The following is a 12,793-nucleotide window of genomic DNA, read 5'->3' as shown; positions in this document are numbered from 1 at the left end:
CGCCCTTTGATTACTATGTATCTTGACCGTTATTTTAAAATGACTCTTTTAGTTATGGTTGCATTTCCTATATGAAATTTTACAATATAGATATCATTACTTCTGTAGTTAGGAATATTAATTTCTGTTTGAATTTTGGAATTTGTGATTTTTACATCCTTATCATATAGCTTCTGTCCTGAAGAACCGGAATAAATAGCAACTTTAGCTTTGGGCAATGAAGTTTCACCGATCTCATAACTGAGGTTGATAATTCCATTGGTTGAAGGGTTCGGGTAAATTTGGAAAGTTGAATTAGTATCTACTCTTTCAACAGAAGATTTGGAATTTATAGTATTATCTATCCTTGATGAAGGGGAATTAACTTGAATACTAACAGTATTACTTATATTCTCCTCGGCACCGTAGGTGTATACAACTCTTCTATACGTATTTATGGATGACGAAGGAAATTTTGGCGGCTGAAAATCTTTACTAGTTTCTCCTGCGATATCTGAAAATCGTCGATTTCCAGTATGTTTTTGCCATTGATAAGTATAATTACCGTTTCCCCCTTGAGGAATACTCCCATTTACAATTGCAGGGGTTTTATTAATATCGATAGTTTGATCTCCCGAAATGGTATTATTAGTTATGATTGCGGTCGGTTCTTTAACAGTTATGGTAATGACATTGCTATAGCTATTTTCGGCTCCGGTTGATCTAACTATTCTTCTGTATTGAGTGGTAATTTTGAATTTTTCTTGTAGAGTGTAATTTTTAGAATTCGAATTATATATACTACGCCAGCTACTTGCATTATAATCTTTTGTTTGCCACATATATGTGTAATTTCCATTTCCTCCGTTTGGAGTAGACCCTATAATTTCTGAGGGTATTGAATTGTACTCTATAGTTTGATTTCCCGTTATAGAGTTATTTTTAATAGGCCCCTCGTGCTTCACTGTGATAGTTATCACATTACTGGCACCAATAATCTTTCCAAAAAGGGCTAATCTCCTAAGTTGATGTGTTTCTCGTGCGATAAAATTATAATCTTTGGAAGCGGCTCGAATATCTTGCCAAGATGATCCTTTTTTTTCTTGCCATTTATAAGTGGGGGAGCCCTCTCCTCCTGAAGCTTGGTTTCCCGTAACAGTGGCGCGTTGACCATATAATATTGTTTGATCTCCGGAAATGGAATTATTAATGGGTACAAATGTAATAGTAACTTCATTACTAGTACTGTTTTCAGAATTTCCGGAAGTTACGATTCTTCTGTACTTTGTTGTCTCTTTAAGAGTTGGTGGCTGATAATTTTTTCCTGCTGCATTTGAGATATTAGACCAATTACCACTTTTTCTATGTTGCCATTGATATTTATATTGACCATTTCCTCCTGTAGGAGTACTACCTATTAATGTAGAAGGAATAGTTTCTGATCCTACTGATTGATTTCCGGTTACAGTATTGTTATCTACAGGTTTATATTTTATTTTTATAGGAATTTTATTGCTTTTGGTAGTACCATAGTTTGGAATACTCATTTCTGCTAACAAAGTAGAACCATCGGGGTAATTAGATGCTGACAAAGTTTTATTGGTGAAAGTCTGACTTCCCTGGTATCTAGGAGATATTGCCATAGTTCCTAAAACAGAAGTTATCATTGACGAACCGGGCATCATGATTCCGATATTGGCAGAACCTCCGTAATCAATTCCTCCTGTATTATACTCGACGGTAAAATCGATCTTAACACTGCTACCCTGAGGAATTTCTATGGCTCCACCACTTATAGCAGAACCTCCGGAGTATTTAACATTGCTAATTTTAATAGTTTGGGAATAGGTTGTCGAGGAGATAATGGACAACAACAATACTAACAAAAAATAATTTTGTTTCATAAGATAAGTAGGTTAAATTGGGATTGGAAATATTTATTGATTTTTTGATCTATAGGACTTTAGCTCATGAACTACAGATTCATAATCATTAAGATTTACATTTGCACTGTTTATAAAGTCTGAAGGGGCAACTACAACTCTGAGTAATTGGTCTTGAGTGTATTCGTTACTCAGAGTTCCAAAGTCTTCAATATTTCCATCTAAGAAAATAGAGACTTCCCCAAAAGTATGATCGTAATTATATTCAAGAATATCGCCATTGGTAAAATAGACCCTTTGAGGAAGAAGTTTCCAAATATTAATGTCTCCTTCGGGGTCTTCATAGAATTCATCTGATTTGTAGACTAAAACACCATCTGATTCAAACACTTCTATATCTTCATCAGCAAAAAAAAGTGTATATCTATAATCGTTACTTCCGTTGAAGTTTACAGAAAAATCATAGGTTAAGCCAATCTCTCCATCCAATCCATCCTGTCCGGGAGGCCCCTGATCTCCTTCGCATGAAACAAATGTCAGTGCGCTTACCAATACTAATGCAAGAATTTTTTTCATCGCTTTTGTTTTAAGTTTGGATAAAGGTAATAATTTTCTCTATTACCCGGGCATCCCCGAGGATTTTTCTGTGCCCCAACCCTTTGGTGATCATCAGTTCGCCATGACTCAGGTTTTGCAATATGTTTTGAGCAGCACTGACCGGCACGTCCAGGTCTTCTTCATCGTGAAGTATCAATACGGGTATGTGTACTTCCCTGGCAGCTACGCTGGCGGAGAGATCGTTGATATCAAAACCGACACGTTTGTCAAACGAGATTTTCAGGGAATGTCCTATTTCTTCTTTTAACCCCAGGGCCTTTACAAAATCGACAGCGATATCTGATACCATATCCCCGGCGCCTATGGTGACCAGTTTCCGGGCTTTCAGTCCTTTTTTTACCGCGTTGAGTACGGTCATCCCCCCGAGGGAGTGGCCGATGGCAATATCAAAGGGGCCGTATTTTTCTTCCAGGAATAGTGCTGCATCAATAAATTCGGACATATTGGAAGTTTTTCCTTCCGCTTTGCCATGTGCCGGGGCATCGAAACTCACTATGGCATATCCCGCTTTCCGGAGTGTATCGGCGATCTTTACGAGTTGTGTTCCCCTGCCGCTCCAACCGTGGACCAGGAGGGCTTTTTTGGTACCGTTCCCGTATTCGTAAACCATGATTTCCTTGTTCAGGACGGGGACGATTTCCCGGGTTTGCTTACTTTCTTCATCCATACGTTGTTCCCGTTTCGGGAGCCTGTATTTGAGAGGAGAAGTAAACAGTTTGGTGGCAAATTTTGTAGCAAGGGCAGGGGAGAGCGATTGCAGGAATTTCCCGGTGTATTTTATAGTACTCGGTATTTCTGCAGACTGCCGGTATCCGTTATTATTTGTCTTATCTTCCATAAATAAGTGGTTACGGGATGCAAGTTAGCGTATTGTTTTCAGGATACCATACCCTAGCCAGAGGTTTAACAATGTGTGTTGTTCGATCTTTATTCTTTCCCCCGTTTCTTCTTGTGTTTTTGATCTATTTCGGTAAGCGTTTTCCCCCGGTCGCGCCCGTAAAACAGGTGTTTTGGGCTACCGATGATCTGTGCGGAATAAATACCGGAATGCCCGGAAAAGAGGTAAGCCGTTACACAGGCAATGGCTATAAAAACCCCGCCTTCAATACCGAACAGTTCAATTCCCATAATAGTACAGGCTATAGGGGTATTTGTAGCCCCGGAAAATACGGCTACGAATCCCATTCCGGCCAGGAGTGCTGCCGGTAACGGGATGAAAAAGGATAAGGCATTTCCGAGTGTGGCGCCTATAAAAAAGAGCGGTGTAACTTCACCTCCCTTAAACCCGGCGCCAAGTGTAAATGCAGTAAAGAGTATTTTCAACAGAAAGTCGTAGGGGGGGAGTTCCGTTTCAAAGGCATCGACTATTGTAGGTATCCCCAGTCCTATATATTTGGTGGTTCCCATAAAATAGACCACAATGGCAAGAATGACTCCCCCGATCACGGGCCGTAACGGCGGGTATTTTATATTGGAACCGAACAGATCACTGAAAAAGTGCGTCGATCGGGAAAACAATAGTGCGGCAAGGCCGAAGACGATCCCGGCAAGTATGGCCCAGATGAGAAAAGGAAATTGCATGTCGGGGATGACGTCTATATGGTAATGTGTATGTCCCACCTGCCACCAATGGCAGGTATAATCCGCTATAACTGCAGTGATAAAACTGGGAAGGAGGGCTTCGTACCGCATTCTCCCGATGACCATGACTTCCAGGGCGAAGATGGCCCCGGCAAGCGGAGTTCCGAAAACCGAAGCAAACCCGGCACTAATACCGATAACCAATAATATTTTGCGATCTCTTGGCCGCAGCCGGAATATTTTTGTAAACTGGTCGGCAATGGCGCCGCCCATCTGCACCGCGGTTCCTTCACGCCCGGCCGATCCGCCGAAAAAGTGCGTGGCAACGGTACCGAATAAGACCAAAGGAGCCATTTTTAGCGGAATGATCTGCCTGGGACTGTGGAATTCTTCCAGTAGCTGGTTATTTCCTTTTACCACATCCTGTCCCCAATAATGATAACTGAGCCCTATGAGTAATCCCCCGAAGGGTAATAACCATATGATCCACGTATTGGCCTCCCGGAAATCCGTAGCCCAGTTGAGTGAAAACAACAGAAGGGCCGATGCTGATCCGGCCAGAATACCGACCAATGCGGATAATATAATCCATTTACCGATAAAGAAAAGGGAAGGGAGTTGTTCTACGGAACGCAGCTTTCTGGAAACTTCTTGTCGTGTCATAAATATGGCCTGTTATACATTATAGATTTTCCGCCGGTCACACACCTGGTGACGGTCGGGATAACAGGCGCCATCATCCCCTGTAAAAGGGCGGTTCAGGGCAGACACCATTGCCTCTGGTTGTAAATGAAGCACAAAAATAGTTAAAATCCCGGAATCTACGGGTAAAATTTAATGCAAACGGGCGAATTAACTTCCAGTTCCGTTTCAAAAGAAAGTTTTCCGGTTTCCCCGTCAATGGCGAATTGTACGATATTCCCGGAATCCTGGTTGGCGGCGTAGAGCTGTTTTCCGGAGGGGTGTATGGCAAAGTTCCGGGGTGTTTTTCCCTGGACGGACTGATGTTGTACCAGGGAGAGTTTTCCGTTTTCCTGATCTATGGCGTAGACCACAATACTGTTGTGCCCGCGATTGGAACCGTACAAAAATTTGCCGTTAGGGTGCACATGAATATCGGCGGCACTGCTGGATTTATTAAACGTTTCGGGAAGCGTGGAAATGGTCTGTATTTCGGAAAGCAGGCCTTTTTCCGCATCGTAAGAGAAAGCATTGACCGTATTGTAGAGTTCATTGATGAGATAAGCATATTTACCATTGGGATGGAAATCCAGGTGCCTGGGCCCTGCACCGGGCGCGGTGGATACAAAACCGTTGGAAAGAGGGATAAGTTTATCCTCTTCCCGGTCTATCTCAAAACTCCATATTTTATCACTGCCGAGATCGGGGACAAAAGCAAAGCGGTTGTCGGGAGACAGGACCACCGAATGCGGATGCGATTCGGACTGTCTGCCTTCATTCGGTCCCGATCCGTGCAATTGTACGGCGTCGGCCGGGGTTAGCATGCCTTTTTCATCACGTTTATACATTTTAACGACACCACCGGCATAATTTACCACAAACACGTAATCGCCCCCGGAATCCAGGTTTACATAGCAGGGAGCTTTGGCATCTGTGGACAATTCCTGGAGAAAGACCGGCTTTTGAAATTCGTCCAGTCCGTAAACGTGGATAGTACCGGTTTCTCCTTCGTTGGCAACTTCGCTTACGACATATAAATTCTCTTTATCCGGAGAAATGGCGAGGTAAGACGGGTTTACCACTTCCGCGGCGACGGTTTCCTGTACCAGTTTCCCGTTTTCGTCATCCCGTTCCAGTAAATACACTCCTTTTGCCTGTCCGTCCACATGGCCTTCTCTCCGGGTATATGTTCCTACGAAGGCATAGGAAGCTTCTTTTAATGTTTCTTTTTCCGGGGTTTGTACAGTCTTATTTGTGGAAATCCCGGATTCTTTTTTCTTGTCTTTACAAGCCAGGAAACTCATGGTACAGACCAGGAGTAACAAAGTTTTTTTTAACATAGGGTCGGGTTTATAAAGCAGGTTGATCTTTCGGATGATTTTATTATTGTTTATATGTACTGCAGAGTAACCAGGAATAATTATTTCGTTTTCCGGGGGGGGTACTCTTGCTCAAAATTCCTCACTTTCAAAAGTAAGTATTTTTTACAAATGTATTATCTTATCAGGTCTTTACTAATATTTCTTAACGGTTAATTCTTAATGTAAAAGAGGAAAATACCTCGTGTTTAGTTGTGTAGTAGGATTAAGTTTAATATATTGCGGGTATAAATAATTCAATATTTGATTTGGTATATCTTTTTATTTAACCTTAATTTTTAAATTTAGTTAGTATGTCATTTAAAGCAACTTTAGACGTAGGCGGTAAAAAAGTAAATATTTTAAACGCCAATTATGACCTGGCACAGGAAGTTGATGCCACGGGACGTCCTTCTTCCGTTACACGCGGAGGCAGGATTTACCTGACCGTTGAATCCACCGGAGATTCTTTCTTTTTTGAATGGATGACCAACAATTTCGAACGCAAGAACGGTGTTATCACCTATAGCAAACGCGATACGGATGCCAAACTCAGGGAAGTTCACTTCACCGAAGGCTATCTCGTAAAATACAGAGAAAATTTTGAAGCAGCAGGGAGGAATCCTTTAACGGAAACCTTTACCATTTCGTGCCGTGTTATCGCCAGTGGAGGCGGAGAGCACATGAACGAATGGGTATAACCTATCCCCTGATCTGATATTTTTTAATATAAGATCAAATCGAATGTTGTATAAGGGGGGGTGAAAGCTGCCCCTTTATTTTTTTATTTCAGTTCTCTTTCCCAAGCAATACTGATTCAGGAGGATACCGGAATATCCCTTTCGCGTATCCATATGTGCAGATAGTATGTGTATACTGTTAAACTGGCGTCTCCTATAAGCCGGGGTACGTTTTTTAACAGTTAGGCAATAGGCTGTACGATAGTATGTAACGATCGGTATATTATTTAAAAAACTATTTTAAACACGCTTCATACCATGAGTTTTTTGTCAAAATTTGTCATAGACGGCCAGGAAATGAATGTGCTGGATTATGAGATCATATTCGATCAGGATTCGGATATCAGCGATAAACCGTCTTCCGATCCTCGTGGCGGAAAGATACGCCTGGTGGTGGAATTGACCAGGAGTACCATGCTTTACGAATGGATGATAAGCAGTTCGCAAACCAAGAACGGCAGGATCATTTTTTACAAGCGGGACGCGTTGAGCAAGCTTCGGGAGGTAGAATTTAAACACGGGTATTGCCTGAATTACCGGGAACGGTTTTCCGCAGACAGTGACAAGCCCTTACGGGTGCAGATCGTGATCTCCGCCAAGGATATTGTAATTAACAGCATTCCATTCACTAAAAACTGGGCGCTCAGGACGTAATATTACTTTAACAGAAACATTATGAACGATGCCCTGACACGCAGGTTACTTCAAATAGCAGCCGATCATCATCAGCAACCGATGTTGATGACGAAACGTTGTCGTATTCGGCCCAATACCTTTTTGGGAGCGCAGGAGGAAGAAGATTACATGGAAGGAGGATGCGATAGTATGGGGGATAAAACGGATGTAATGAACAGTAAGTACGACCGTGACTATGGTGAGGTTGGGGTTATTGAACTGGAAGAAGTGATCGTGGTTGCACCCCGTAAGCTTAACAGGTGGCAGGTTGTAAAACTGGAAATACAGGTGAATGCCAGCGATATGGTCAACGATATAAGGAATGATGCCAGACAGCTTGGACAGTGGTTAAAGGCTTGCCTTTCCGGCCCGATGAGCCTTCGTGGTAACCGCATGTCGCGGGGCATCGGGGGGATGGGAATTCAATTTACATCTTCACCGGGAAAATCCGGGTTGACGGATACACCTGTAGCGGCGCCCGGCGTTGAAGTGATCACCCATAATGTGGATGCCTGGTGGGACCCTTTTATGACGTTATGGGGGCCATCTTTCCCCATAACCAATAGCACCCCTATGGTTCCGGATGCTGATGGGGTTGACCCTTGGCATGGGAATAGGAAGATGGAAAATGATGGGGTGAAGGAAATGAATTTCGACAGTATAAATTCAGAACTCATTTCTGTTAAATTAGATTATATACACCGGGTAGATTCACCGTCTTATACAAGTGGGGCGAGAAATGACTTTCGAATAATGATACCTAAAAAGGATACTCTCGTGCCAAGAAGGGATTCTATAGAGGTGATAAAAAATAATGATAGGATAATAAAGAGAAAAGTAGATTCGATAAGAAAAAAATATGGAGAATAGTATATACGCTTATGGCAAAATACGTTTATTGCTAATAGTGTTTTTGTTGGTTGTGATTTCCTGTGATAGAAACAGAAAACCTGATAATAAAAAGATAATTGACATTAACGAACAAAAAATTAAAAATATCGAAGAATTTGTAGTTATTGATTTTCCGGATACTGTTACCCTCGGACAGGGACTCATACCAGGAAAATTGTGGTATAATCTTGTATCGAGATTAGATACTATCAGACCTTCAAATATTGACGAAAGACATATTTATCTTCATATAGCAATTAACCCCAAAGAAGAATTTACAAGCCTGAAAGAGATAAAAAAGACTGAACATTTTATATATAAAGATACTATTGGATATGGTTACTTTTCATTTGAAGCAGTATTTACCAAACCCGGGAATAATTTACTGAATGGGGTTGTTGAGGATATTATTATCCAAAAAGGTGAAGATAAGGATGGAAATGTGAAAATGAGAACTAATGAAACCCTTATTTCCAAGGATGTATATGTAAAGGATACTATACATTAATATAATGGAAGGAATAAAAAGCAATAGCTTCATTATTTGTAGTGTATTTTTTAGTGGTTTGCTATTATTTTCTTCTTGTAACAAAACAAAAAAGAAGGAAGAAAAGAATTACACACCCAAAGTAGAAATTAAGTTTCCCGATTCTTTACAAACGAATACGGAAATGGAAGGAGAGATCATATACAGTTCGGATTTCGATACTGTAGGCCTGAAGAACGGAGAAAAAAGATATATATACCTGTATTTATCCGAAGGAGATAACCCTATATCGGATTTTCAGGAATTAAAAAAACAGGAGATGGAAACCTTTGTACCGATCAATAATGAACATTTGATCCCGGTCTATAATATATTATTCGAAAAAACGGGTAAGAAATTTGTTAACGGGGTTGTTGTAGACCAAATATTTAAGAATACAGGGGAGGAAAATGTAAAAATTTCTACATTGGAAACGAAAATAATTCATCCCATTGTTATCTACGATAGAAAGGATACGAAAGGAAAATAGTAACTTTATAAAGTGACATAAAACTTAAAATAGGTAGAACTACAGCCCCGATCTATAACAGAAATGAACTGAATATATACATATACTTTAACTAAAAAACACAGGCTATGGCAACCCAGACCAGTGTAATAATCCGCATAGATGGTGAGGACATCATAGAATTCGACAACCTGGAAATAACCCAGCAGGTAAACGGCCATCATACCTTTTCCTTTGTGGAGGTATTCCATAAGGGATTTTCCGAAAATGCCCTGGATAGGATGCAACGTTATATAGGTGGCGCCGTTCACGTGGAGATAACTCCCAAAAACTTCGGAGAAGGGGATACGCATGTATTTCGCGGGGTGGTAACCGACGCCAGCCTGGCCCGCGCCGGGGGAGACGCGGGCGGCATTGTCGTTTCCGGGCACAGTCCCACTATTTATATGGACGGTGTACCCAAGACCAGGAATTTTGTGGGAGAAAGTCTTACCAAGATCATCCACGAAGCTACCCGACTACACACGGGAAAGGTACGGTTTACCCAGAATGCGGACGACGAACAACCGGATTATATCGTACAGTATAAAGAAAGCGATTTCAACTTCTTACGCCGCCTGGCACAGAAAAAAGGACAATGGTTTTATTTCAATGGTGAAGAGCTGGTATTCGGCAGGCCGAAAGGCAGGCAGGTCTCCCTGGAATACGGGCGCACCCTGGAAGAGTTTGATATCAGGATCAGCGCCAGGCCACTTGGTTTTCAATATACCGGATATGACGCTGCTTCGGCTGAGGTGCAGCATGCCAGGTCTTCCGAAATAGGACACAATTCGCAGGGCCTTTTACAAAACATGGTGGAAACATCGGAAAAGATGTACCCTGAGGGGGAATCGGAGTTGTTTTACCATCATCCCCTTGCCGAGGGCAATGCCCGTAGCCACCTGCTGAGCAGGGTGAAGACTCAGGCTCAGGCAAGAGTCTCCCGCCTGGTACTTGCCACGGGAGTATCGGAAGATACGCGTTTTCATGTGGGAGATATTATAGGTATCAAAGAGCCGAAATTCGGCCTGACACAAAATCCCAAAGACCTGGTACAGGAAAAGTATTATGGCAATTATTACGTGACCTCCCTGACGCATCATTGCGATGGCAAAGGAAACTACAGCAACGAATTTACCGCGGTACCTGATTCGGTAGAAGTTCCCCCGTACACCAATATTTTCACACCACCCGTAGCCGAGACCCAGTCGGCCATAGTTACCGATAATAACGATCCCAAAGGATTGGGGAGGGTGAAGGTGAAATTTCACTGGGATTACGAAAGCCCGTGGATACCTATGGTACAACCTCACAGCGGAGGGAACAAAGGTTTTTACTTTATACCCGAAGTAGGAGAAGAGGTACAGGTGGCATTTGAAGGAGGCAATGCCGAGAAACCCTATGTTACGGGCGCCCTGTATAATGGCAAGCAGTCCAGCGGATACGCCACGGCGGAAAATGACTTCAAAGTGATCCACACCCGTAGTGGTCACATCATAAAGCTCAGTGATGCCAAAGGAGCGGAGAGTATAACAATTACCGATAAGAACAAGAATATTATTTTTATAGATACCGTAGGAAATAACATAGATATCACCGCCAATGAGACGATGACCCTGAATGCGAAAAACATGCAGATCAATGTGGAGGAAGACCTGGATATTCAGGTGGGGAATAACAAGTCGGAAATAGTGACCAACGATCATATGTTCAGGGCCAATAACAAAGATGTCAAGGTAAACGAGGAGATCAAGGTATTGAGCACTACTTATAAACAACAGGCACAGGAAATAATAACGGATACCAGCGGGGAAATAAAAACCAACGCAGGGGGGCTGATCACTATTGCCAGTGCTGAAGGAGTGGATTACGGAGAATAACAATTAGTATCATGGAAAATGCTAACGCTACTGTTTTATTAACCGCAGAAAGAGCAGGAGCCCCGGAACAGGAAAGCCGGGAGGTACTGAGTGGTGTAAATGTTCAGACTTCCACAGTGTATGTAGGGAAAGCGGATTATGAAGAAAACCTGTCCGAAGATGCTGTAAATGTCACCGTCGGGGTATTTTTTGACGGTACATGGAACAACCGTAGTAATACGGATTCGAGGCTGGAACACGAAAAAAGAGAAAATAACCTGTCTTTTGATGCCAGTCTCGCGGACAGGTATATCGAAGGGCAGAACAGTTTTGAAAATTACTATTCCAACGTAGCCCGGCTCGAACCTTTCTATGAAATTAAAAACGAGGAAAAGCAAAAGCAACTGGCTATCTACATAGAGGGAATAGGAACGGAAGATTTTGAGAAGGATACGACTTTCGGCGGTGGTTTCGGGACCGGTGGTGCCGGGGTACGGTCCAAAGTGGTGAAAGCCTGTGAAAAAGTAGTGGAAAATATAGGCAGAAGAAATCTTTTTGAAATAGACCTGTTGGTTCTCGATACCTACGGATTTAGCCGGGGTGCTGCCGCGGCACGTAATTTTGTGCATGAAGTAACCCAAAAGGAAGGAGACGTAAAGCAGGTTATTCAGGGTAATCCCCGTACACCTCCGCGTATTATAAGATATGATGTGGATAGCGGCGCTTTGGGAGAAGCGCTGGCAGAAGAAGGAATTGAAGCTAAAATGATCGTAGTCCGTTTTGTGGGACTATACGATACGGTGGCTTCCTACGGGCTGATCCACAGTAACGATACCCGCCAACTGAACCTGGATGCCATAAAAAAATCGAGAAACACCTTTCAATTAGCGGCTGCCGATGAGCATCGGGTAAACTTCAGCCTTACCAATATAGCCAGTGCCGGGGGAAAAGGAGTGGAAAAAGTTTTACCGGGAGTACATTCCGATATCGGAGGCGGTTATGAAGATAATGCGGATGAAGAACGTTTTCTCAACAGGAATGCTTCCATTTCTAACCTGGAAGAAGACCGTCAATTTTTAATTGAACAAGGGTGGTACCTTCCCGAAGAGATAAGGATCAACAATTTCTGGGGAAACCTGAACGGGAACAGGACCGGCATTAGCAGCAGGTACGGGGATATTCCGTTACATATCATGGCGGAATACAGCATAGCGAAAAAAGTAGCGATGGAAATGTCAAAACTGAGCAGAAAACATCCCGTAACCGGTGAACTGAGCGGTGTGAAGTCGCGTTTGGATGCCTATGTGAAAGGAGAGTTGGGACCGATGTCTTTTGAAAATGAGCAGGACAGGGAAACATTGCGATGGCTTCGGAACCGGTACCTGCATTTCTCAGCCTATTACAGTAACTGGCTTCCCGGACCTACATCTGTTATGCGGCCAAACTGGGAGAACGGACAAAGACAACGAGTAATACATAACGGATAAGAATGCG

Annotated in this window: 12 protein-coding genes and 1 riboswitch; of the genes, 7 read left to right on the top strand and 5 right to left on the bottom strand. The window is 42.6% G+C overall.

All coding sequences use genetic code 11. The features are described 5' to 3' along the window. Positions 1-29: 29 nt before the first annotated feature. The 5 genes from ACVBDU_RS05135 to ACVBDU_RS05115 form a co-directional block, all read right to left on the bottom strand. The gene (locus tag ACVBDU_RS05135; RefSeq protein ID WP_447178689.1) at positions 30-1,883 is read right to left on the bottom strand and encodes a DUF8696 domain-containing protein; all 1,854 of its coding nucleotides are present in this window, start codon (positions 1,881-1,883) and stop codon (positions 30-32) included. A gap of 33 nt (positions 1,884-1,916) precedes the next feature. Then, a complete protein-coding gene (locus ACVBDU_RS05130; RefSeq protein ID WP_447178688.1) occupies positions 1,917-2,438 on the bottom strand; it encodes a collagen-like protein in 522 nt (173 codons plus the stop codon). 10 nt (positions 2,439-2,448) lie between these two features. Next, on the bottom strand, positions 2,449-3,318 hold the full coding sequence (locus ACVBDU_RS05125; protein WP_447178687.1) for an alpha/beta hydrolase: 870 nt from the start codon (positions 3,316-3,318) through the stop codon (positions 2,449-2,451). 89 nt (positions 3,319-3,407) lie between these two features. Beyond that, complete coding sequence (locus tag ACVBDU_RS05120) at positions 3,408-4,724, bottom strand: chloride channel protein (protein ID WP_447178686.1); 1,317 nt, start codon at positions 4,722-4,724, stop codon at positions 3,408-3,410. Between the two features lie 57 nt (positions 4,725-4,781). Continuing rightward, positions 4,782-4,848: riboswitch (Fluoride riboswitch) on the bottom strand. Positions 4,849-4,882: 34 nt separating this feature from the next. Beyond that, positions 4,883-6,082: a lactonase family protein gene (locus ACVBDU_RS05115; RefSeq protein ID WP_447178685.1), complete on the bottom strand. Its 1,200-nt coding sequence runs from the start codon at positions 6,080-6,082 to the stop codon at positions 4,883-4,885. A 332-nt stretch (positions 6,083-6,414) separates the two neighbouring features. On the opposite strand from ACVBDU_RS05115, the gene tssD (ACVBDU_RS05110) reads away from it, so the two are divergent. From tssD (ACVBDU_RS05110) to ACVBDU_RS05080, 7 genes are all read left to right on the top strand, one after another. After that, the gene (gene tssD / locus ACVBDU_RS05110; protein WP_447178684.1) at positions 6,415-6,801 is read left to right on the top strand and encodes a type VI secretion system tube protein TssD; all 387 of its coding nucleotides are present in this window, start codon (positions 6,415-6,417) and stop codon (positions 6,799-6,801) included. A gap of 297 nt (positions 6,802-7,098) precedes the next feature. Next, entirely contained in the window at positions 7,099-7,494 is a 396-nt protein-coding gene (gene tssD, locus ACVBDU_RS05105; protein ID WP_447174186.1) for a type VI secretion system tube protein TssD, read from the top strand. A gap of 21 nt (positions 7,495-7,515) precedes the next feature. Beyond that, positions 7,516-8,385: a hypothetical protein gene (locus ACVBDU_RS05100; RefSeq protein ID WP_447178683.1), complete on the top strand. Its 870-nt coding sequence runs from the start codon at positions 7,516-7,518 to the stop codon at positions 8,383-8,385. Then, positions 8,375-8,914 (top strand): hypothetical protein, encoded by a 540-nt coding sequence (locus ACVBDU_RS05095; RefSeq protein WP_447178682.1) that lies wholly within the window; start codon positions 8,375-8,377, stop codon positions 8,912-8,914. Before ACVBDU_RS05100 ends, ACVBDU_RS05095 begins: the two co-directional genes overlap by 11 nt. Positions 8,915-8,918: 4 nt before the next feature. Further along, positions 8,919-9,422, top strand: coding sequence for a hypothetical protein (locus ACVBDU_RS05090; protein ID WP_447178681.1), 504 nt, complete (start codon positions 8,919-8,921; stop codon positions 9,420-9,422). 107 nt (positions 9,423-9,529) lie between these two features. Further along, entirely contained in the window at positions 9,530-11,320 is a 1,791-nt protein-coding gene (locus ACVBDU_RS05085; RefSeq protein WP_447178680.1) for a type VI secretion system Vgr family protein, read from the top strand. An 11-nt stretch (positions 11,321-11,331) separates the two neighbouring features. Continuing rightward, on the top strand, positions 11,332-12,786 hold the full coding sequence (locus ACVBDU_RS05080) for a T6SS phospholipase effector Tle1-like catalytic domain-containing protein (RefSeq protein WP_447178679.1): 1,455 nt from the start codon (positions 11,332-11,334) through the stop codon (positions 12,784-12,786). Positions 12,787-12,793: the final 7 nt, after the last annotated feature.

This window comes from Sinomicrobium endophyticum, from assembly GCF_052983315.1.
The sequence above is the reverse complement of the archived record's forward strand: the minus strand, read 5'-3'. Positions and strand labels throughout refer to the sequence as shown.